Source organism: Desulfosudis oleivorans Hxd3, assembly GCF_000018405.1.
Lineage (GTDB): Bacteria > Desulfobacterota > Desulfobacteria > Desulfobacterales > Desulfosudaceae > Desulfosudis > Desulfosudis oleivorans.
The window spans coordinates 1861753-1883048 of record NC_009943.1 but is presented as its reverse complement, the minus strand read 5'-3'; the positions used below and the strand labels follow the sequence as shown (position 1 = coordinate 1883048).

General features: G+C 58.0%; 19 protein-coding genes. 10 read left to right on the top strand and 9 right to left on the bottom strand.

Going from position 1 to position 21296, the window contains the following annotated elements; translation table 11 throughout:
- Positions 1–10 precede the first annotated feature (10 nt).
- The 3 genes from tsaA to DOLE_RS08120 form a co-directional block, all read right to left on the bottom strand.
- A complete protein-coding gene (tsaA, locus tag DOLE_RS08130) occupies positions 11–448 on the bottom strand; it encodes a tRNA (N6-threonylcarbamoyladenosine(37)-N6)-methyltransferase TrmO (protein WP_012175001.1) in 438 nt (145 codons plus the stop codon).
- A 2-nt stretch (positions 449–450) separates the two neighbouring features.
- Entirely contained in the window at positions 451–1326 is an 876-nt protein-coding gene (locus DOLE_RS08125) for a damage-control phosphatase ARMT1 family protein (protein WP_012175000.1), read from the bottom strand.
- Positions 1327–1452: 126 nt separating this feature from the next.
- Positions 1453–2256, bottom strand: a complete 804-nt coding sequence (locus DOLE_RS08120) for a TIGR02757 family protein (protein WP_012174999.1) — start codon at positions 2254–2256, stop codon at positions 1453–1455.
- 155 nt (positions 2257–2411) lie between these two features.
- On the opposite strand from DOLE_RS08120, the gene DOLE_RS17290 reads away from it, so the two are divergent.
- Positions 2412–4220: a serine/threonine-protein kinase gene (locus DOLE_RS17290; protein ID WP_012174998.1), complete on the top strand. Its 1809-nt coding sequence runs from the start codon at positions 2412–2414 to the stop codon at positions 4218–4220.
- A 105-nt stretch (positions 4221–4325) separates the two neighbouring features.
- Positions 4326–5078, top strand: a complete 753-nt coding sequence (locus DOLE_RS08110; RefSeq protein ID WP_012174997.1) for an FKBP-type peptidyl-prolyl cis-trans isomerase — start codon at positions 4326–4328, stop codon at positions 5076–5078.
- Positions 5079–5391: 313 nt separating this feature from the next.
- On the opposite strand, the gene DOLE_RS08105 is transcribed toward DOLE_RS08110, so the two are convergent.
- From DOLE_RS08105 to DOLE_RS08095, 3 genes are all read right to left on the bottom strand, one after another.
- Positions 5392–6165, bottom strand: coding sequence for a ParA family protein (locus DOLE_RS08105; RefSeq protein WP_012174996.1), 774 nt, complete (start codon positions 6163–6165; stop codon positions 5392–5394).
- Between the two features lie 69 nt (positions 6166–6234).
- A complete protein-coding gene (locus DOLE_RS08100) occupies positions 6235–8508 on the bottom strand; it encodes a dynamin family protein (protein WP_012174995.1) in 2274 nt (757 codons plus the stop codon).
- A 335-nt stretch (positions 8509–8843) separates the two neighbouring features.
- On the bottom strand, positions 8844–9398 hold the full coding sequence (locus DOLE_RS08095; protein ID WP_012174994.1) for a YqgE/AlgH family protein: 555 nt from the start codon (positions 9396–9398) through the stop codon (positions 8844–8846).
- Between the two features lie 265 nt (positions 9399–9663).
- Here DOLE_RS08095 and DOLE_RS08090 point away from each other — a divergent pair, with 265 nt between their 5' ends.
- Positions 9664–11022: a glycerate kinase type-2 family protein gene (locus tag DOLE_RS08090; RefSeq protein WP_012174993.1), complete on the top strand. Its 1359-nt coding sequence runs from the start codon at positions 9664–9666 to the stop codon at positions 11020–11022.
- A gap of 8 nt (positions 11023–11030) precedes the next feature.
- Here the strand turns inward: DOLE_RS08090 and DOLE_RS08085 are convergent, their stop codons facing one another.
- The 3 genes from DOLE_RS08085 to DOLE_RS08075 form a co-directional block, all read right to left on the bottom strand.
- Positions 11031–11258, bottom strand: a complete 228-nt coding sequence (locus tag DOLE_RS08085; protein WP_012174992.1) for a hypothetical protein — start codon at positions 11256–11258, stop codon at positions 11031–11033.
- A 212-nt stretch (positions 11259–11470) separates the two neighbouring features.
- Positions 11471–12649 (bottom strand): amidohydrolase family protein, encoded by a 1179-nt coding sequence (locus tag DOLE_RS08080; protein WP_012174991.1) that lies wholly within the window; start codon positions 12647–12649, stop codon positions 11471–11473.
- 79 nt (positions 12650–12728) lie between these two features.
- Entirely contained in the window at positions 12729–13970 is a 1242-nt protein-coding gene (locus DOLE_RS08075) for a competence/damage-inducible protein A (RefSeq protein ID WP_012174990.1), read from the bottom strand.
- 493 nt (positions 13971–14463) lie between these two features.
- Here DOLE_RS08075 and DOLE_RS08070 point away from each other — a divergent pair, with 493 nt between their 5' ends.
- The 7 genes from DOLE_RS08070 (at position 14464) to trpA (ending at position 21263) form a co-directional block, all read left to right on the top strand.
- Positions 14464–15951, top strand: a complete 1488-nt coding sequence (locus DOLE_RS08070) for an anthranilate synthase component I (RefSeq protein WP_012174989.1) — start codon at positions 14464–14466, stop codon at positions 15949–15951.
- Between the two features lie 104 nt (positions 15952–16055).
- Complete coding sequence (locus DOLE_RS08065; protein ID WP_012174988.1) at positions 16056–16619, top strand: anthranilate synthase component II; 564 nt, start codon at positions 16056–16058, stop codon at positions 16617–16619.
- Positions 16620–16642: 23 nt separating this feature from the next.
- The gene (gene trpD, locus DOLE_RS08060) at positions 16643–17662 is read left to right on the top strand and encodes an anthranilate phosphoribosyltransferase (protein WP_012174987.1); all 1020 of its coding nucleotides are present in this window, start codon (positions 16643–16645) and stop codon (positions 17660–17662) included.
- Positions 17663–17666: 4 nt separating this feature from the next.
- Positions 17667–18458, top strand: a complete 792-nt coding sequence (gene trpC / locus DOLE_RS08055; protein WP_012174986.1) for an indole-3-glycerol phosphate synthase TrpC — start codon at positions 17667–17669, stop codon at positions 18456–18458.
- Positions 18459–18576: 118 nt separating this feature from the next.
- Positions 18577–19242, top strand: coding sequence for a phosphoribosylanthranilate isomerase (locus DOLE_RS08050; RefSeq protein WP_232362736.1), 666 nt, complete (start codon positions 18577–18579; stop codon positions 19240–19242).
- Positions 19242–20462, top strand: coding sequence for a tryptophan synthase subunit beta (gene trpB, locus DOLE_RS08045; RefSeq protein WP_012174984.1), 1221 nt, complete (start codon positions 19242–19244; stop codon positions 20460–20462). Before DOLE_RS08050 ends, trpB begins: the two co-directional genes overlap by 1 nt.
- Positions 20463–20465: 3 nt before the next feature.
- A complete protein-coding gene (gene trpA / locus DOLE_RS08040; protein WP_012174983.1) occupies positions 20466–21263 on the top strand; it encodes a tryptophan synthase subunit alpha in 798 nt (265 codons plus the stop codon).
- Positions 21264–21296: the final 33 nt, after the last annotated feature.

Here is a 21296-nt window from a genome sequence, read left to right as displayed (position 1 = left end):
AAAAAGAGGTCTACCCGTCGCCTGTATAGCTGGGGCAGTCCTGCCGGCCTTCAATATAGGGCTTGATATCCAGAATCGGTGTGCCATCCAGCATGTCAAGCCCCCTGACATGAATAACCGTGCCCTGAATCTCAAGCACATCAAGCACGGAAAGGCCGATGGGGTTGGGCCGCCTCGGCGAGCAGATGGAAAACACGCCCAGGGGACCTTCTCTGTGGGGCGGGGTCTGGCGCAGATGGCGGACCGGATCAAAGGCCGGGCTCTTGTGAAAGCAAAACAGTACCACAATTTTAGAACCGGGCTGAATATCGGAGAGTCCGGCGGCATATTGCGGGTCGATCTCCAGCCGGCCCTGCACATCGGACACGCTCCAGTGTCTGGGAATCTCTGTGGCGTCGGTGTTCACGACACCGATCGGCTGCATGGTAATGGTCATGGTCTCGTTCATTTTCAATATCCGACCTTTTCGCTGTTTATGGAGACGGCCACGGCCCGGCCCATTTCACGACCGATATCACGGGCCACCACCGGGCACTTGACCTTGAAGAGAAAAAATATTTTTTCCGCCTGATCCGTCTCGGAAAGCGTTTCGTAGTTGCCCTGGCCCTTGGCAATGATCATGTCTGCCTTCTCAAACGCCTGAACAAATGCGTCGGAGCATTCGGAGAGGGCGGTCCCCGGCACATCCGCGCCATTGTCCATGACCTGTACCAACGATGTCAACCCCACGGTTTCTGCGTCCGCGAAAGTGACGTCGTTGATCACCGGGCCGCCCCTTGTCACGAACACCACCTTTCCGGTGGGCAGGGTCTCAATGAGAATCCGGTCAAACAGGATCTCCCCGGCATTATCACCCAGGTAAAGAATGGTTTCGGCTTTTGCCACGGCTTCGGCAAAAACGTTTATGTCCCCGAAAACCGGTTCGGATAAGGCGTTGTCAATGGTTTGACGCACCAGTTCCACATCCAGGTCGCTGCTGACGCCAAAATCGATGATGTTGCCGGCAATGGCCAGTTTCACGGCGGTTTCCAGGGGCGGGGTCGAAGCCGCGACCTTTTTTTTCAGGTCGTCATACATGTCCATGGCAAACCGGTTGTAAAAATCCTTGACCTCCCGGTAGGGGTCATCTATGCCGGTCAGGGAACGAACGGTCCGGTGAATCTCCCGACCCATGAGGGGCGGTGACTGGTTCAAGTCCATCGTGCTGATCTTTTTGGCCATTTCCCGAAGCACCGCTTCGTGGAGTTTTGGATTCCCGGTCACCAGCCGGGTCGCGCCAAGGGCCTGTTTCATAAAGCAGGGAATACAGTCGTAATAGGTCTTCATAGGCCCTGAATTCTACATGAACGCGCCGGCCCATGCAAACAATTTGGAAACACGGCAAACCGGCTGAAAGAACATTCACATCCAGGCGGTGCCAAGGCAGACCGATCCTTGACCTGTTCCGCCTGCTTACGCGCAGTCCGCCATACGGATCAGGTCGTCAACCTTCATCTCCTGTCGAATGCCGAAGCGTGTCAGGGCAAAATCATACTTCACCGGATCACGGGGGGAAAAGCAGGCAAATCCCTGTGTCATTTCGACCGCCGTGACACAATCGGCCTGTTGCCGCCGGGTCAGGCCCAGGGCAAGGCCGATGGCGTGCATGTGGGTGTCCAGGGGCACCACCAGCTTTGCACGGGGAATGCCGGCCCAGCCACCCGGATCGACACTGTCTTTTCTCACCATCCATCGCAGAAACAGGTTCAGCCGCTTGCAGGCGCTGCCCTTCCGGGGGTCGGCCAGCAGATGGCCGATGCCCCCGGCGTCGGCGTTGAGACGGTCGACAAAAGCAGAAAGGGCCGGAATCACGGTGGGGTCTTTCTTTCGAAGGCCCTCAACAAAACAGGCATTTAACGATCCGTATGCCAGAAGCACCTGCCGCATTCCCGCCAGCAGGGCCCCCAGGTGGACCTCATCGGCAAACCGGTGTCGAAACCCGGCAAACTCTTTTTCAAACCGGGCCGGTGTGCCAGAGCAAATAAAGTCGTGAGGTGACGGCCCCATGACATTCAGAACGGCGGAAACACTTTTCACGATCTGGGCCACCCGGCCATAGGCCAGGCAGGCGGCTATCAGGGCCGCCAACTCACGGTCCTTTACCTCGTCAAAACGGTAAAGACACTCAAGTGGATCGGGCGATACGTAGGACCGCCTGTTATACCGGCGGTACAGTCGCGCCAGCAGCTTTTTTCTTTTCAAATCGGGAAGTGACATGACGCCATTCTACCTTTTCTCTTTTCGCCGCACAAATCCCTTTACCCCTGAACCTGCCATTGGTACCATCAACCTCAATCTTTTGCGAATTTTTTCCAACAGCCCCGGACGGGTGAACCTTTCAGGGCAGACAACGCTTTTTAAAAGGGAACAGAATGGTTGCCAGAATCGGCCCTTATCGTGTGCTGAACCTGCTGTGCGAAACCAAACTGTCACGCCTCTACAAGGTGTTTGATCAGCGGCACAACCGCGTGGCAATCCTGAAGCTGGCCCTGGCCGACAACGCAAAAGAGGAAAGTGCCGCCCTGACCCTCAGAAAAGAGGCCGGCCTGCTTTCACGGCTCTCCCATCCCGGCATCATATCTCTGTACGATCACGGTGAACACGACCATCAGCCTTACCTGGTTGCCGAATTTGTGGAAGGCCACAGCCTGATTATGGAACGGAGGGAAAGGCCGGATATGGGGCGTGTTCTCAGTGTCGTCATGGCCGTTGCCCGGGCACTTGCCTATCTTCATCAGCACAACATCCTGCACCTTGACGTCAAACCGGAAAACATCCTGATCGATGGCCGGCGCACCCCGCCCATGCCCAAGCTGTGCGACTTCGGCATGGCCCTGGTGATTGAGAAAAACGCGCCGCCGCCACCGCCCCACCGGCGCATCGGCGGCACCGCTGTTTATATGGCGCCGGAACACGCCCTGGGCCGTGCACTGGATGGCAGAACCGACCTCTATTCCCTGGGGGTTGTCCTTTTTGAGCTGCTTACGGAAGAAAAGCCTTTTTACGGCATCACACCCACGGCAACCGCGATTATGCATGTTCAGGCACAACCGCCGCCACCACGCCTGTATAACCCGGAGATTCCACCGGCCCTGGAGGCCATTGTGTTAAAGGCAATAGCCAAGAATCCGGACCACCGGTTTTCCGGCCTGGAACACTTTATCGCCGCTCTTGCACCCATCGCGTCTCGCATGCAGGCCCGCCCTCCTGAGCCCCCGGTCATGGATGCCGGGACCCTGACCCGTGCCGATGCTGAGAAATTTCTTCGTGCAGGCAGGCCGGATCGGGCCATTGCCGTTTACCGCGATATGCTTACGCGCAACCCGGCGGATTTTCAATGCCACCACCGGTTGGGGGGCATCCTTTACCGGCAGGGCCGGTTTCAGGCGGCCATTCGCCACCTTCAGGCCGCCATAGCCGTCAATAATCAACAGGCCGAACTTCACAAGGATCTGGGCAGGGCCCTGTCCCGCACCGGTCAGAATGAAAACGCCGTGGCCGCTTTTCAGAAGGCCCTTGCGCTGAATCCTGATAATCTGTCGATCCTTCTGGATCTTGGCCGTCAGTACAACCGGCAAAAACAACCGGAGGCAGCGGAACCATACTTTGCCCGGGCACTCGCCGCCCACCCCACCTCACTGGCGGCCTATAACGGGCTGGCCCATACCAAACAGGTGCTCGGCAAAACAGCGGAGGCCATCACCCTTTTTCAAAAAGCGCTCGCACTCGCGCCGGACCAGCCGGAACTGCACTACAATCTGGGAACCGCCCATCTGGCGATACAGGAAACCGCGGCAGCCGAATCCTGCTTTGCCGCGGCACTCCGCCTGAAACCCGGCTTTGCCGCCGCCCACCATGCCATGGGAAATATCTGTCTGGCGGCAAAAAATCCCGTTCAGGCAGCGGTCCACCTGAAGGCGGCCCTGGCCGCCGACGGCAGCGGCGTTAGCGCTTTATACGACCTTGGCCGGGCCTGCAGAATGCAGAACGATCTTGATGGCGCGGTATCGGCCTTTGGCCGCTACCTGAAATTTGCCGCCAAAGACACCACCGCCTACCTGGCCCTGGCCGAAGTGCTGGAGGCCCAGGGAAAACAGGAGGCAGCCGGAAAGTACCGCCGCATGGCCGAAGAGCTGAACGCGCACTCATCTTCCGGCCAGACCCATAAAACAGACCCATAAAACCATTGCCTAATGCCATAGCCGGTGTTAATATTTTTGGTTATTGCCTGTACCGGCAGGCATAATACTCAACAACTTTTACCCGACACACGAAAGGACCTCCCCATGAAAAAAATGATTACCTTTTTTGTCACCATCGCCATGATTGCCGGCCTGACAGCCTGCCAGAAGAGCGCCGATACCCAGGCCGCACCACCGGCCCTTGAAACCGACAAGGACAAGGCCAGCTACGCCATCGGCGTGAACATGGCCCAGGCCCTGGTCAAGATTAAAGACGAGGTCAACATCGACATGGTGGCAGCCGGCCTGAAAGACAAGGTCGACGGCAACACCCTGCTTATTGAAGAAGCGGACGCCCGATCCCTGCTGGCTGATTTCTCCAAAAAGTTACGGGAAAAGCAGATGGCGGAGCGGGAGGCCCTGGGCCAGAAAAACCTTGAAGAAGGACAGGCCTTTCTTGAGGCCAACAAGGCAAAGCCCGATGTGGTGACCACGGAAAGCGGCCTTCAATACATGGTTGTCAAAAAGGGGGATGGCCCGGTGCCCACGAACGAAGACCGGGTCAAGGTACACTACCGGGGCACCACCATCGACGGCACCGAGTTTGACAGCTCCTACGAGCGGGAAGAGCCTGTCACCCTGGCGGTTACCGGTGTGATCAAGGGCTGGACCGAGGCCCTGCAACTGATGCCGGTGGGCAGCACCTACAAACTTTTTGTACCCGCTGACCTTGCCTACGGCCCCAGGGGCGCGGGCGACCGCATCGGCCCCAATGCCGTTCTGGTGTTCGATGTGGAACTGCTGGAGATCGTGACGCCGGAAAAAACGCCCGCCGAAACACCCGGTCCGGAGATGTAAGAAAGTCCGCCGGCAAAGAATCCCACGGATGACGGCACGCCTGTCATTCCACTCTTATTAAGATACAAACCGCCCCCGGTCCTGCTGGGGGCGGTTTTGTTTTCACTGGCATCAACCCGTATATGCCATGGAATATACGGTTAAAACTTTCCAGCTCTATTTCAAAAACCATGTGCTTTAAAACGTCATTGCAAGGGGCGCCGGGCGCCCCGGGGGAAGCGAAGCTTGCCCGTGCTGGAAACGGACGACGCAGACACAACCCACGGGCAAGGCCTGCGGCCTTCGCCCGTGCCACCCAGAAAAGATTTCCCCTCTATTGCCCCGCCAGCAGCTCCTCGGCCAGACGGGTGTAATCCCATGCGCCGTAGCTGCGGCGGCTGGCAAAAACCACTGGTTTGCCCGCCTCGGTGCTGTAGGCAACGGCGGTGTTGGTTCGGATCACCGCCTGGGAGACAAAGTCGCTGTACCGGCCGTCCTTTAACAGCTTTTCCCGAATCATCTCACTCAAACCGGTCCGTTTGTCATAAAAGGTCGGCACAATGGCGGTCACGGAAAGATCGCTGTTGATCCCTTCACGAATGATATCCAGGGTGTCGAACAGGCTCTCTAAAGCCGCGTAGGAATAGGGATGCATCTGGCAGGGAATGATCACCTCCCGCACATAGGCAAACACGTTGACCGTGAGCAGGGAGAGGCTGGGCGGCGTATCCACAAGAACAAAATCGTACGCGTCTTCCACACCGGCCAGGGCCTGAGCCAGTTTGCGCTCCCGGCCCGGGGTGTCGATGATCTCCACCTCGGCGCCGGCCAGGTCCGGATGGGACGGCAGCAGGTCGAGGTTTTCCCACTGGGTCTGAACAATGGTGTCGCCAGCCGACACATCCTCGGTTTCCACGATCAGATCGTAAACCGAAAGGGTCTCGTCATCCACCTGCACGCCCAGGCCGATGGTGGCGTTGTGCTGGGGATCCATGTCCACGACGAGCACCCGCTTGTTCTCCTGTGACAGGGCCGCCCCCAGATTGATGGCCATGGCGGTTTTACCCACCCCTCCCTTTTCATTGGCAATCGCAATCACTCTGCTCATTTTCTGCTCCTCCATAAAACGGTCGATCCGGCATACGACAACTTATTGATTCCAGGGATGTCAGACGGTCTATTCCTGCCGGGAAGGCATGTCCTGAACGTCGGCGGCAGAGGCCAGATCTCCGGACAGTTCGACAATCTTTTGTCCCTTATCTAAAACTGTTTCGGCCAGGGATGCCAATGCCTGGGCCATCTGTTCCTTGTCTACCCGCTTTTCCACCACCGCGTCCCGAATACTGGAGATGTCCGCGCTGTAGGCCCGGAACCGGTCCAGAACCGCGTTGTAAAAACTGTCGGACACGGCCTCTGCCAGCTTCAACACATACTGAAATTTGATGTTCTCCCGGTAGCTTTTAAAATGGAAAACAATCCCCTTTTCAGTTTCACGCAAAATTCGGCCCATGCCGTCCTTCAGGGCCCGCAATTCGCCCTCTTTTTCAGTTTTGACCGGCTTTTTCAAAAGCTTCTTGAAAAACTTTCCCGCGGAATACACCCCCAGCCGCATCACCGCCTCGGTGCGGATCTTGCCCGTGTAGTTCATGGCAAACACGGCAGGGGGCAGTTGAAGCCCGCTCTGGGCCTTGACCAGGGTGATGTCCCGGGTTTTGATGGCCCCCTGGTCCCCGGCCTGGGTGGGAATGCCAAGGTCCTTCATGGCCTTTTTGTATTCGGCAATGGCATCTCTTGCCATGCTGTCAAAGGATTCGGCAATGGACTCAAAATAGTCGGCGATCTTCTGTTCCTGCTTTCGAACAAACCCCAGGACCTTGGGGTTGATGCTCTCTGCCATGAAAACATCCAGGGTCTGCTTGAACTCCTGGAACGCCATGTAAAGTACATTGGAAAACCCGGCCGTGGCCAGGGTCTGTTCATATTTGCCCAGGTCTACCTGATAGTTCCGGATAAAGGAGATCAACTCGGGCATGACCTCGCCGGCCTTTGGGTCAAAGAAACGGTCGATATCGGATTTAAGGTCTTTTTTCAGCTTGCGGGCCGATCCGTCCAGTGTGCTTTTTAGAAGAATGCCGGCCCGGTCCAGCTTCTCCTTGTGCCGCCGGGTGCCCTCAAAAATGGAAGCCGCGCTCTGCTCGTCCTCCTTAAGCAGACTGAGGTTGGCCGAGGCCCATTGGGAAAGGCCCGAGGCAACCAGGGAAAGCCGCTGCACATGGTTTTTCAGCAGCAAGGCATAGCGCTGCCGGTTCAGCTTGTGGTAGAGCGATGCCTCAAAGGAGCCGGTTCCCTCATCGGAAAACCGTACCAGAGAATCCTCCATCTGCCAGATGGACAGACGCCGGGCGTCTTTTTCGCTCAGCTGGTCAGCGCTCTGGGACCGGAACAGATTGAGCAGCCCTGAAAAAACGTGTACTTCCGGGTCGGACTTGATCAGGGAAATTTCGTTTCGAATCCGCTGAACAAGATCGGTCAGGCTTTTTAAGGTTTCATGCTCGTCCAGGTCACAGTTGACCACAAAAACCAGGTGATCGGATATGCCCATGCGGTCGATCATGGAAAGAAAATTGATGTCGGCCTGACGCAGGCCTGTACGGCTGCTCACCACGTACACCGTAAGGTTGGTCAACAGCAGGTAGTCCTGAATCCGGGCCAGGTGCAACGGGTTGGGCGAGTCGCTGCCCTGGCAGTCCGCGATTTCAATGGTGGGATCCATCTCCACGGAATCGATGTCCAGCTGAATGTCTTCCAGGTAAACCGACAGCCGGTCATCGGCTGCAAAATCCCGGTGCCGTGCAAACTGGTCCTGCTCAAACACCTTCGTCCGGGTGTCGTCGCCGATAGTGGCGGCCACCTCGTCATAGCCTGCAAGATAATTGGCCAGAAGCACACTGTTCATGTTCCGGCTGTCCTTGGCAATCAGGTACTCACGGGGCAGGTTGTCCAGTGCGCCGGCAAGGGCCTGACGGGTGGCTTTGTCACGGATATCCAGGCCATCGCCGTTGGAAGGAATGTGGATAGTGGGCAGCATCACAACGGCCCGTTCAATATCGGAATTGATCCCCTCCCAGGACTTGAAAACCAGCCGGGCGCAGAGCCGTTCGCCGCTGCGTACCTTTGTGACCATGGAGGTCACAACACCGGCGCCCCGCTTCAGGTAATCTCCCCTGAAAATCGAGTTGACCACCGTACTCTTGCCCGACTTGATGGGTCCCACCACCGCCACCCGAACCACATCATCATCCAGTTGCCGCAGCACGGTCCGGCAGGTGGCCTGCCACCGCTCGAACGCGTCCGGCGCCACACCGGGCATGGCCTGGGCTTCGGCCATGGTGTCCAACAGGGCCGTATTCAGGCTCTTGAGTCGTTCCTTCAGGACCGTGTAAGTTTTCATTGTCTTTCATTCCGACGGTTTAAGTTCAGAAGTCGTCACCTCAGCCCGGATCTGCATGGAATGTTCGGGGCAGGGCCTTCACAAACAAGCGTCTACCATACACCGACACCTGTTGCATTTCAAGATATTAACCGCCAAAAACAGCCTGAAATCGAAACAGGAAAAATCCGGTGAGCAGGGAGAAAATGGTTGTATATCTTTTTTTCTACTTTCATCGCACTCTTGCTCGTGATCGAATGCGTATTTGTGTTTCCCCTTTTATTCCGATCACGATTACGAGCAAGAGCACGAGTAAGATTTGAAGTGAGATGAATCGAAAAAATGAATACAGCGGGCTACGCACTGCCCGATATACCGGACAGAAAGGCGGGATCGGGAATGTTCATCAGCTTCATGGCGTCAGCCCACCGCCGCGCAACCGGCGTGTCAAAAATTACACGCTGGTCTACCGGCACCGTGAGCCAGGAATTTTCCAGGACCTCGGCCTCCAGCTGGTCCGGCCCCCAGCCGGCATAGCCCAGCAGGATCAAAAACCGCCGGGGTCCCTGCCCCTCGGCAATGGCCGCCAGAAGGTCTTTGGTGTTGGTCAGGGCCAGGTCGGGTCTTATGGGCCGGCATCCCTCCCAGCCAAAGGGCGGTTCGTGAAGCACAAACAGGTCGCCGGTGTGCACAGGCCCGCCGTTGTATACGGGAAGCGGCCCGGTTTCCGGGACATATTTCATCTTCAGTTCTTCAAAAATATCCTTGGCAGTCAGGGCCGGATATATCCGATTTACAATCAGGCCCAGAGCGCCGTCCGCCGAATGTTCGCAGATGCACACCACGGTCTGCCGGAAATTGGGGTCGGTCAGCATGGGCATGGCGATAAGAAACTCCCCTCTAAGCTCCATGGTCTCTCCTTGGTTTCCATCCACAAATGGCCTTTTCTCATTTCTGGATTGGAAACCTTTATCGTGTCCTCATGATTAATGGATGGACACTCCTTGGAAAAAGGACGGACGTATTCCGGCCCTGTTTGATTGTTCTTCAAGTTAAAATCAAGTCCGTCTCCTTGTCAAGAAAACAAAGCATGGGCTTGACCCGGCCCCGCGGACAAACGTACAATGAAAAAACAAAAAAGCCGTCCACACCGAAAACCGTACCCGGAAAACGCCCATGTCCCCCGCCGACACCATCCTCGATAAAATGAAAGCCCATGCAGAGGAAATCTTTTTTGCCGGCCTTGCCGCGGTTGAGCCGAAAGCGGCGGTGGCGGCCTGCTGCCACCTTGAAAAGGGCAAGCTGAAAGTAGCGGATCGCACTTTTGATCCCGGTGCCTTTGATCACATTTCCGTCATCGGCGCGGGCAAGGCGGCGGCCCCCATGGCCGCCGCTGTTGAGACCCTGATGGGGGACCGGTTGACCGGCGGCCTTCTCAGCGTAAAATATGGTCATACCCATCTGCTGCAAAAAACAGAACTGGGGGAAGGCGGCCACCCGATTCCCGATGCCGGGGGCCTGAAAAACGCGCAACGCATTCTGGCCCTGGCACAAAGCGCGTCAAAAAAAGACCTGGTGATCTGCCTGCTCTCCGGCGGCGGGTCGGCCCTGCTTCCCCTGCCCGCCCCCGGCATCACGCTTGCCGACAAACAGGCCGCCATGCATGAACTGCTGGCCTGCGGCGCCACCATCACAGAAATCAATACCCTGCGCAAACACCTTTCAGCGATCAAAGGGGGGCTGCTGGCCAGGGCCGTGTTTCCGGCCACACTCCTCTGTCTGGTGATCTCCGACGTGGTGGGAGACGATCTTTCCACCATTGCCTCAGGCCCCACCGTGGCCGATCCCACCACCTTTGCCGACTGTCTGCGGATTATCGACACCTATCAACTGAAAAACCGCCTGCCGGCATCGGTAATCCACCATATTCAGAAAGGCGCTGCCGGCCTGAAAACAGAGACACCCAAACCCGGGGACCCGGTGTTTGAAAAGGTGGTTACCCATATCTGCGCGGACAACACCGCGGCCCTGGCGGCCGCCGCGGACAAGGCACGCCGTCTGGGGTACCAGACGCTGATTCTTTCATCCAAGATGGAAGGAAAAACCCGGGATGTGGCCCGCATGCACGGCACCATGGCCAAAGAGATATTAAAGACGGGTAACCCTGTTTGTCCGCCGGCCTGCCTGCTGTCCGGCGGGGAAACCACGGTAACAATAAGGGGGGCGGGAAAGGGAGGAAGAAACCAGGAATTCTGCCTGGCATTAACAGATGATATCGCGGAACACAAACATATCGTAGTATTAAGCGGCGGCACGGACGGAACGGACGGGCCCACCGATGCCGCCGGCGCCGTGGTCAGCAACCGCACCGCCTCAAGGGCGGCACAGGCCGGACTGACGCCGGCCCACTACCTGGCGGATAACGATTCTTTTACATTTTTTAAAAAGCTGAACAGCCTTCTGATTACCGGGCCCACCAATACCAATGTGATGGACCTGCGCGTGGTGCTGGTTTCCCGGCCGAAAACCGGGTGACCGCTTCACTACCAGCGGCCCCGCCGCCGGAAGAACATCTCCGCAAAACCGCCTTCACCCCGGTTTTTCAGCTCCTGTTCGTAGTTTTTCATCATGTTGCCAAGGCCCAGGGCCGTGATACCGGCCATAAACACCATGGCCGCCACAATGGCCACCAGAATCTGGGGGAAGGCGATGATCAGAAAGGAACCGCCCAGCAGCAGCAGTCCCGGAATGTAGTATTTAAAAGATCCCATGGGTCCTCCCTGTTATGACTCCGGCCCGCCGAAGTTCGTATTTTATCCAAATCGAAATCGGGATCGCTATCGAAATCGATTTTTTCCGACGCTGATACCGATGCCAATCCGGATGGCAGGAAAATTAAGCCGTTCCCCGCCGGTTTCACTGTTGCGCCTGCTCTGCCCGGCGCTGTCATTACCTGATTAAAATAAGCACAAATCCCTGTCCGTCAACCCTTCCCCGCATACACAACCGCCTGGGCCAGACTGGCGGGAAGCCTACCTGCATCTCCCGACACAACGGCCCACAGCGCCGGCATGTCCGGTGCGATTCTTCCACGGTCGGCCAGGCCGAGCAGGTCGGCATTGCAAACCGCGGCACAGCCAACGGCCTCTTCCATGGTGTAGCCAGCGGCCATAAAAAGTTCAAGCTCGCGAATCACACCCGTGCCGTGATAAACGCCGGGGCTGCCGGCATCCGTGCCCAGGGCCACCTTTACCCCGACCCGGCGGGCAAAGGCAAGCTGCCCCATCTGGTGCTCAAGCGTGCGGGCCGCCACGCCGCTGAAATCAACGGTGGTCTGGGCAAAAGCATGCATGGGCGCCAGGGTGGGCACCCAGAAGGTCTGCCGTTCGGCCATTCGTAACAGGTTATCGGTCCCCATGAAATACCCGTGCTCAATGGAATCTACTCCGGCCTCCACGGCCTGACGAACAGGAATTTCGCCATTGGCATGGACCATCACCGGCCGCCCGGCCCCGTGGGCCAATGCCACAATGGCGGCAAGCTCGTCCGGTGTAAACTGCGGCGTCGTCTGCACACCGAATCGGGTCAGGCTGTTTAATCCCGAGTTGACCAGCTTGACATGATCAGCACCGGCGGCCATCTGCCCGGTGATGGCTTCCAGAAAAGCGCTTTCCGGCAGGGGCTCGCCGCCCACCAGTTTTCCGTAACGGCCCGCCTTGAACCATCCCCTGCTAGGGGTCTGCGCAAGAAAAAGGCTGTGCCCCTTTTCAACTCTATCCCGCAAAAAACGCGACACATGGGCCCGGCCATCACCGCCGTCGCGCACGGTCAGCACGCCGCAGGACTGCTGGCAATCGATATTTTCCGCTATGGTCCGGCACGCATCCTCAAATCCGGCGGCCATCTGCCGACGGTGTTCTTCCGAATCCAGGCTGCCGGACAGAAAAAGGTGAACATGGCTGTCGATCAGGCAGGGCAGCACGGTGCAGCCGGACAGGTCGATCAGATCATGCGGTCCGGACGGCACCGTATCCGTTATGGCCTGAACCATTCCCTTTTCCACCCGCACAAACAGATCTTTTCGCGCAGGTCTACCCGTGCCGTCGATCAGACTGCCCACCCGCACAACAGCGGTATCAATGATGGTGTATGGGTGATTCATTCGTATCAATCGCTATCGGGATCGGGATCATTTTTTTGCGAGTTTGATTTCGGTACCGATTCCGATTTGGATAATAACGTTACAGTAACTTTCTGCGCAGGGTCTCCAGCGCCAGAAAAGCAAACAGCCGCTTGTTCATGCTCCGGTTCTGAAACGACAGGCAGACATGGGAGGTCTGCACCCCGTCAGGCCCTGCCAGGCCGATGCACACCGTGCCCACGGGCTTTTCTTTGGTGCCGCCTGAGGGCCCGGCAATGCCGCTGGTGGCAAGGCCGAAGGTGGCGCCGGCAACCCGCCGGACCCCGTCGGCCATCTCCTTTACCGTTTCTTCTGAAACCGCGCCATGGGTTTCAATGGTTTGCGGTGATACGCCCAGCACATCGACCTTGGCCTGGTTGGCATAGGTGACGCCGGAAAAAAGAAAATAGTCCGAGCTGCCGGGGACACCGGTCAGAAGGTCTGCGATCAGGCCGCCGGTACAGCTCTCGGCCACTGCCACGGTGGCCTTGGCGGAAACCAGCAGCCGGCCCACCTCGGCTTCCAGAGCAAGGCCCGCATCGGAAAAAACGCTCTCCCCCACCTGTTTTTTCACCCACTGACAGGCCTGTCCGGCCAGGTCCTGGGCGGTTCGCGAGTCCGGCTGCCGGGTGGAAACCTTGATAAAAATTTCCGGAAACCTGACCCGAATACCATAACGCATGCCGGGAAGAGCGGCGCCAAAACCGGCCATGCGTTCCCCCACAGTGGACTCGGGCAGGCCAAACACGGTCAGGGTTCGGGACGCGGCATAAAGCCGGCCGCCGCCCTGCAATGTCTCGATGCGGGGCATCACCCCGGTTTCAAGCATCTGCTTCATCTCGTGGGGCACGCCGGGCATCACAAACACATGACAGTGGCCCATGGCAAGCATGAACCCCGGGGCCGTGCCGATGTCGTTGACGATACACTGTGCCCCTTCCGGCAGCATGGCCTGCTTGGCGTCCGACGGCTGCATGGAACGCTTGCGCTGCACAAAATAGGTTTTCATGGAATGTTCGGCATCGGGGTCGAGTACCAGCTTTTTTTTGGCAGCACGGGCCACAGCCGCGGTGGTCAAATCGTCACCGGTGGGACCCAGCCCGCCGGTGACCAGCAGCACATCGGCCCGTGCGCAAATTTCCGTCACCGCCGCCGCGATATGGTCAAGGTCATCGCCCACGCAGGTGTGACGCCGTACCTCAATGCCGGCCGCTTCCAGGATCTGCGCGATATGCGCGGCATTTGTGTCGGCAATGGTGCCGGACAGCACCTCGTTCCCTGTGGCCAGGATTTCGGCAATCATCGATTTCCGCCTTTCGAATATTAATAATATCGTAAAAAGTCCGAAACAAAACGGCAAAGTAAAAAGTTCAAGTTCAAGGCGTCGCAAAGCCCGAGGAATGAGGCGTACTTGTCGTACGCCGCAGTGACGAGGGATGCAGCGCAACGCAGAAATTGGACTTTTTACGAAGCCGTCAATGTTTTTTCGCTTGACAAGCGGCTTATACATACCATAATAGACGGCGTATCAAACAGACTTTTGTGAAAGTAAAAGCAGATGGAATCCAAGACAGTGTCAACTTTCGTCAAGGCAAACCAGGGTAACTGGTGGTGGTGGGTCTGGTCCGTTCGGTCCGCCCACGGCGCTTGATACTGTCAGACATAGCGTAAACCAAACCGTAGGCGACCAAAAAGAACGCCTGCGGTTTTTTTGTTTTTAAAATAAAAAAGGCCGCAGGCTCAAAAGAGCATGCGGCCTTTTTTTATTATTCGAACAACAGACAAGGACAACAACGATGATCCTTCAACAGTTTCCGGACAAAACGGCATTTCGTGAGATGGCGCAGACCGCCAACACCATTCCCGTGTGCGCCGAGATTCTGGCGGATACCGAGACTCCGGTCTCTATCTTGAAAAAGCTCTACACCGGAAAAGGGCCGATTTTCCTGTTTGAAAGCGCGGAAGGCGGCGAGCGGTGGGGCCGGTACAGCTTTCTGGGGGCATCGGCAAAGGCCCATGTAAAACTGTTCCGGGACCACGTGGAGATTTTGGACAACGGCACGGTGCAGCGGATTCGACACAACGGCTTGCCCCTGCAAATCCTGCGAAACATCATGGCCGACTACACGCCGGCCGAGATGCCTGGCCTGCCCCGGTTCTGGGGCGGGCTGGTGGGGTATTTTACCTACGAAATGGTCTCATTTTTTGAAAAGATTCCCAACCGGCTCCCCGAAGACCGGCCCATTGCCGCTTTCATGATTCCGGACGAGCTGATCATCTTTGACAACATCCGCCACACGCTGGTAGCCCTGGCCATTGCCTTTACCCGATCAGCAAAAAGCATTGACGCGGCTTACGAGGCGGCGGAAAAGCGGGTTGAAAAACTGCTTGCCGTGGTGCAGGCGCCCCTGCCCGTGGAGGCCGGCAACTCAGCCGCAGCCCCCTGTGTGCTGGCCCCTGAAAGAACAGATGAGGATTACAGAACAATGGTCGGGGTCACCAAGGACTATATCCGCCAGGGTGAAATCATTCAGGCGGTGCTGTCCCAGCCCTTTTCCTGCTGCCCGGCCCCGGATCTCTGGACCCTTTACCGGGCCCAGCGGTACATCAACCCGTCGCCATACCTTTTCTTTCTGCACATCGGGGAAACGGCCCTGGTGGGGTCATCGCCGGAAACCATGGTGCGGCTTGAAAACCGCATCGCTACGGTGCGGCCCATTGCCGGCACCCGGCCCCGGGGAAGGACCGAACAGGAGGACCGGGCACTGGCCGATGAAATGCTGAAGGACGAAAAAGAAAGGGCCGAGCACCTGATGCTGGTGGACCTGGGCAGAAACGACCTGGGCCGGGTGGCGGTCACCGGCACGGTACAGGTCACCGACCTGATGGTGGTGGAGCGCTACTCTCATGTGATGCACCTGGTCTCAAACGTACGCTGCGACCTTGAACGGGACCTTGACGCGTGGGACCTGCTGGCCGCCACCTTTCCGGCCGGCACCCTTTCCGGCGCGCCCAAAATCCGGGCCATGCAGATCATCGATGAGCTTGAAAAGGGTCCCCGGGGACCGTATGGCGGAGCCGTGGGATATATCTCCTTCAGCGGCAACATGGATCTGGCCATCACCATCCGCACGGCCTGCATTGAAGACGATTGTCTCACGGTGCGGGCCGGAGCCGGCATCGTGGCCGACTCGGACCCGGAAAAGGAGCGCGTTGAAACCGTGAACAAGGCCAGGGCCATTCAGAAAGCCCTGGAACTGGCCGGCAGACAACACACCCATTAAATCATAAATATCCAGAAGAATATGGGGTTCGATTTCGATACCGATACCGATACCGATTTGGATTTAAACAACAGGCGCTGTCGCCGTTTTAAATGAGGCGGATTATGATTCTGATGATCGACAACTATGACTCCTTTACCTACAACCTGGTCCAGTACCTTCGCATGCTCAGTGCCGAAGTGCTCGTGGCCAGAAACGACGAGATCACCGTGGCCGAGGTAGACCGCATGGCTCCTTCCCACATCGTGATCTCCCCCGGGCCGGGCCGGCCGGACAGTGCCGGTATCTCCCTTGACCTGATTCGCCACGCTTCAGGCCGCGCCCCCATCCTGGGTGTCTGCCTGGGCCACCAGGCCATCGGCCAGGCCTTTGGCGGTACCATTGTGGCTGCCCGGCGGCTCATGCACGGCAAAACCTCGGCCGTGACCACCGGCCCGGTCTCGATTTTTGAAGGCATCCCCTCCCCTTTTACCGCCATGCGGTATCACTCCCTGGCCGTGGAAAAAAAGACCCTGCCGGATTGTCTGGAAATCTGCGCCGAGGACGAAGACGGGGAGATCATGGGTATGCGCCACAGGCAACACCCCACCGTGGGCATCCAGTTCCATCCGGAATCAATCATGACCCCAAAAGGCAAACGGATATTAAAGAACTTTCTTACGATGTAACAACAATAGAAACGGAGGCGCCGATGTTTTCACAGACACTTTCAAAAATCATTAATAGAAAAGACCTTTCACGGGAGGAGATGGACAGGATTTTCTCCGATATCTTTTCCGGCAACCTTACCGATGCCCAGATCGGGGCCTTTATGGCGGCCCTGGCCACCAAGGGGGAGACTTTTGAGGAACTGGCCGGCGCCGCCGAGGCCATGCGCCGGAAAGCCACCCGTATTCAGGCGGCCTCGCCTGTTGTGGTGGACACCTGCGGCACCGGCGGGGACGGGGCCCACACGTTTAATATCTCCACTACATCGGCCTTTGTGGTAGCCGGGGCCGGGATCTGCGTGGCCAAGCACGGCAACCGGTCGGTATCCAGCAAGTGCGGCAGCGCCGACGTGCTGGAGGCCCTTGGGGTAAAACTGGATACTCAGCCGGAAGTGGCCGAGGAAGCGGTTAATGAAATCGGTATCGGTTTCCTGTTTGCCCCCCTGTTTCACGGCGCCATGAAATATGCCATCGTGCCCAGAAAAGAGCTGGGGGTGCGCACCATCTTCAACATGCTGGGCCCCCTGACCAACCCGGCGGCGGCTAACTGCCAGGTACTGGGCGTGTTTGCGCCCCAGCTTACCGAGATGTTTGCCGACGCCCTCAACCTGCTGGGCGCCAGGCGGGCTTTTGTGGTTCACGGCCACGACGGCCTGGACGAAATTTCGGTGTGCGCGTCCACCCGAGTCTCTGAGTTGAACGATGGCCGGGTGCAGACCTACGATATTTCCCCGGAACACTTTTTTGAGGACCGGGCCAGACCCGAAGATATGGCCGGAGGCACGCCTTCTGAAAACGCGCAAATCACCCGGCACATTCTTTCGGGAAAAGAAAAAGGCCCCCGGCGAAACGTGGTGGTGGTCAATGCCGGGGCCGCCCTGGTGGCCGCTGGCAAAGCCGAAGACCTGAAAGCGGGCGTGGCCCTTGCCGGCCAGATTATTGACAGCGGCAAGGCCCACGAGAAGCTGGAACAACTGATTGAATTTACCAAATCCAACGGATAATGTGATGGCCGACATTCTGACACAGATCGTACAGACAAAAACCGAAGCGGTCACTGCGGCCCGGCTTCGCGTACCGGAAGCTGAATTAAAGGCCATGGCCGGGGACCGGGATTCAAAAAGGCCCTTTGCCGAAAACCTGCGACAGGTCCATGCGCAGGGCGGGACTGGCATCATCGCGGAGATCAAGCGGGCCTCGCCTTCCAGGGGAATCATTCAGGCCGATCTGGATCCTGCCGACTGTGCCGCAAAATACGAGGCCGGCGGGGCCGCGGCGATTTCGGTGCTCACCGACGCGCCCTACTTCAAAGGTTCCCTTTCCGACCTGAAGCAGGCCCGCAAGGCCTGTTCCCTGCCGGTGTTAAGAAAAGAGTTTATTCTCAGCGACTACCAGGTTTACGAGTCAGCGGCAGCCGGGGCCGATGCCGTGCTCCTGATCGTAAGGATTCTGACCCAAACCATGCTGTCCGATCTTATCGGCCTGTGCAGGGCGCTGGGCCTGGACACGTTGGTGGAAATCCATGATGAAAACGACCTTGAGACTGCCACAAACGCGGGCGCAAAACTGATCGGCATCAACAACCGGGACCTGAAAACCTTTAAAACCGACATTGCCGTGGCCACCCGGCTGGTTTCAAATTTCGGGCCGGACCAGGTGCCGGTGGCGGCCAGTGGCATTGGTTCACGGGAAGATATCGAGCGGACAAAAGCGGCCGGTATATATAACTTTCTGATCGGCGAAAGCCTTGTCCGGGCGGAAGATACGGTGAGCTTTCTGAAACAGCTTTTAACAACATAAACGAAAAATCATACTCTTGCTCGTGCTCTCACTCGTGATCGAAAAGACAGGAAAGAACGATTACGAGCACGAGTATGATTAGGATTAGGCATAGAATGAAATGGAAACAAAATTCAACATGCCCCAAATTAAAATCTGCGGCATTACCACGCCGGCGCAGGCTGAACAGTGCGCGGACCTGGGTGTCGACGCCATCGGCTGCGTGTTTTTTGAAAAAAGTCCGCGTGACCTCAGTGACGAGCAGGCCAGGGAAATCTGCGCGGCCGTGGCCGGAAAAATCCAGACCGTTGGCGTGTTTGTCAACGCATCCTATGAAACCATCATGGGAAAAGTGGGTTTTTGCGGCCTGAACGGCGTGCAGCTTCACGGGAGCGAGCCGCCGGAGCTTGTGACCCGGCTCCGCCGACAGGGGCTGATCGTGATCAAGGCCCTGTTCGGATCAAAAACCCCGGGGTTGGACACCGGCCCGCTTTATCATACGGCCTCGGCCCTGCTGGCTGAATGCGGCTCCGGCACACTTCCCGGCGGCAACGCCAAAACCTGGAATTGGGCCGATGCGAAACCGGTGGCCCGGCACGCGCCCCTGGTGTTGGCCGGCGGGCTGTCACTGGAAAACATTGCCGCGGCAGTTTCGGCGGCCCTGCCCGATGCCGTGGATGTCAGCTCCGGCGTGGAGGCCGCGCCCGGCATCAAGGACATGAACAAAATCGCTTTATTTATAAACAACATACAACAGACCGTTTCCGGCACAAGCCCGGAAAGACCCTTAAGGAGGATATTCTGATGCGTTCCCATGTTTCACACCAGACGCCGGCGACTGCCCGCCCGGACACGACCGGTCATTTTGAGCAGTACGGCGGCATGTACCTTGCCGAGACCCTGATGCCGGCGGTCCTGGAACTGGACGAAAAGCGGCGCCAGATCATGATTGACCCGGCGTTTCAAAAAGAGCTGGGGGGCCTGCTGGCCGATTACGTGGGCCGACCCACGCCCCTGTTTTTCGCTAAACGGCTGACGGCCCACCTGGGCGGGGCCGCCATCTATCTGAAGCGGGAGGACCTGGCCCATACCGGGGCTCACAAGATCAACAACACCATCGGCCAGGCGTTGCTTGCCAAGTGGATGGGTAAAAACCGGGTGATCGCCGAGACCGGGGCCGGCCAGCACGGCGTTGCCACGGCCACGGCCGCGGCCCTGCTGGACATGACCTGTGAAGTCTTTATGGGGGTTGAGGATATCCAGCGCCAGGCCCCGAACGTGATGCGGATGAAGCTGCTGGGCGCCACGGTGACACCGGTGGACTCGGGTTCCGGCACGTTGAAGGACGCCATGAACGAGGCCCTGCGCCACTGGGTGGCCCGGGTGCGGGACACCTTTTACGTGATCGGGTCCGTGGCCGGGCCCCATCCCTACCCGGTGATGGTCCGCGACTTTCAGAGAATCATCGGCGATGAAACCCGGCGACAGATACTGGAGGTCACGGGCCGGCTGCCGGACCTGCTGGTGGCCTGCGTGGGCGGCGGCAGCAACGCCCTGGGAATTTTTTATCCGTTTCTTTCCGACACCGTGGAGATGGTGGGCGTGGAGGCGGGCGGCGAAGGCCTTGACACCAATCGCCACGCCGCCACCCTGAACCGGGGGGTGACCGGCGTGCTGCACGGCTCAAAGTCCTATGTGCTTCAGGACCGGTTCGGCCAGATCGCGCCGGTGCACTCGGTTTCCGCCGGCCTGGACTATCCGGGCGTGGGGCCGGAACACGCTTTTTTAAAGGACACGGGCCGGGTCAGATACACGGCCATCGACGATAAAGAGGCCATGGCCGCCTTTCACCTGCTCTGCCGTACCGAGGGCATCATTCCGGCCCTGGAAAGCTCCCATGCCGTTGCCTGCGTCATCAAGGAAGCGCCCGGGCGGCCCAAAACAGACATTCTCATCGTCAACCTCTCCGGAAGGGGAGACAAAGACCTGGGGATCGTATCATCCGTCATGGAAAAGGAGAAATAGGCCATGAACCGTATTACTGAAACATTTGACCGCCTGGCCGCAAAAAAAGAAAAGGCCCTTGTGGGGTTTGTCACCGCCGGAGACCCTGCCATTGAAACCTCCGAGGCCATTATCAGGGCCATGTGCGAAGCCGGTATCGATATCCTGGAGCTGGGCGTACCCTTTTCAGACCCCACGGCCGACGGGCCGGTGATCCAGCGCTCTTCCCAGCGGGCCCTTGCCAATGGAACGAACCTGCAAACCGTTTTTGATATGACGGCCACCTTGCGCAAAACATTCCAGGGTCCGATCATCCTGTTTTCCTATTACAACCCCATCTTCCGGTATGGAGCGGAAAACTTTTACCGTGACGCGAAACAGGCCGGGGCTGACGGGGTCCTGGTGGTGGACCTGCCGCCCGAAGAGTCGGCGGAACTCACTTCCTGCTGGAAGGGCGACGATTTTGCCCTGATCCGGCTGCTGGCCCCAACCACGCCGGACGGGCGCATCGGGGCCATAGCGGCGTCGGCTTCCGGGTTTCTCTACCTTGTTTCCATGACCGGGGTCACGGGCAGCAGCGGGCTGGACACCACCCACATCGCCGACCTGTGCGCAAAAGTCCAACGTCACACCGCGCTTCCCATCTGTGTGGGCTTTGGCGTGAGCACCGCCGATGACGTGGCTAAAATCGCGCAACATGCCGACGGCGTGGTCATCGGCAGCGCCTTTGAACGGCTGATCGAAGAGAGCATCGGCAAACCCGATATCGCGGGAATCCTTGCCGAGCGAACACGGGAATACAAAGCAGCGACAAAGATGTGATTACACGGAAAATGCCTGGAACAAGAGAGGCCT

Excerpts from the sequence above, each read along its gene's own strand:
- DOLE_RS08100 (WP_012174995.1), bottom strand. The coding sequence starts at position 8,508 with ATGAAAACTTACACGGTCCTGAAGGAACGACTCAAGAGCCTGAATACG.
- DOLE_RS08075 (WP_012174990.1), bottom strand. The coding sequence starts at position 13,970 with ATGATTGCCGAAATCCTGGCCACAGGGAACGAGGTGCTGTCCGGCACC.
- DOLE_RS17290 (WP_012174998.1), top strand. The coding sequence starts at position 2,412 with ATGGTTGCCAGAATCGGCCCTTATCGTGTGCTGAACCTGCTGTGCGAA.
- trpB (WP_012174984.1), top strand. The coding sequence starts at position 19,242 with ATGCGTTCCCATGTTTCACACCAGACGCCGGCGACTGCCCGCCCGGAC.
- trpA (WP_012174983.1), top strand. The coding sequence starts at position 20,466 with ATGAACCGTATTACTGAAACATTTGACCGCCTGGCCGCAAAAAAAGAA.
- DOLE_RS08050 (WP_232362736.1), top strand. The coding sequence starts at position 18,577 with ATGCCCCAAATTAAAATCTGCGGCATTACCACGCCGGCGCAGGCTGAA.
- DOLE_RS08095 (WP_012174994.1), bottom strand. The coding sequence starts at position 9,398 with ATGGAGCTTAGAGGGGAGTTTCTTATCGCCATGCCCATGCTGACCGAC.
- DOLE_RS08070 (WP_012174989.1), top strand. The coding sequence starts at position 14,464 with ATGATCCTTCAACAGTTTCCGGACAAAACGGCATTTCGTGAGATGGCG.
- DOLE_RS08110 (WP_012174997.1), top strand. The coding sequence starts at position 4,326 with ATGAAAAAAATGATTACCTTTTTTGTCACCATCGCCATGATTGCCGGC.
- DOLE_RS08120 (WP_012174999.1), bottom strand. The coding sequence starts at position 2,256 with ATGTCACTTCCCGATTTGAAAAGAAAAAAGCTGCTGGCGCGACTGTAC.
- trpC (WP_012174986.1), top strand. The coding sequence starts at position 17,667 with ATGGCCGACATTCTGACACAGATCGTACAGACAAAAACCGAAGCGGTC.
- DOLE_RS08080 (WP_012174991.1), bottom strand. The coding sequence starts at position 12,649 with ATGAATCACCCATACACCATCATTGATACCGCTGTTGTGCGGGTGGGC.
- DOLE_RS08085 (WP_012174992.1), bottom strand. The coding sequence starts at position 11,258 with ATGGGATCTTTTAAATACTACATTCCGGGACTGCTGCTGCTGGGCGGT.
- DOLE_RS08125 (WP_012175000.1), bottom strand. The coding sequence starts at position 1,326 with ATGAAGACCTATTACGACTGTATTCCCTGCTTTATGAAACAGGCCCTT.
- tsaA (WP_012175001.1), bottom strand. The coding sequence starts at position 448 with ATGAACGAGACCATGACCATTACCATGCAGCCGATCGGTGTCGTGAAC.
- DOLE_RS08105 (WP_012174996.1), bottom strand. The coding sequence starts at position 6,165 with ATGAGCAGAGTGATTGCGATTGCCAATGAAAAGGGAGGGGTGGGTAAA.
- trpD (WP_012174987.1), top strand. The coding sequence starts at position 16,643 with ATGTTTTCACAGACACTTTCAAAAATCATTAATAGAAAAGACCTTTCA.
- DOLE_RS08090 (WP_012174993.1), top strand. The coding sequence starts at position 9,664 with ATGTCCCCCGCCGACACCATCCTCGATAAAATGAAAGCCCATGCAGAG.
- DOLE_RS08065 (WP_012174988.1), top strand. The coding sequence starts at position 16,056 with ATGATTCTGATGATCGACAACTATGACTCCTTTACCTACAACCTGGTC.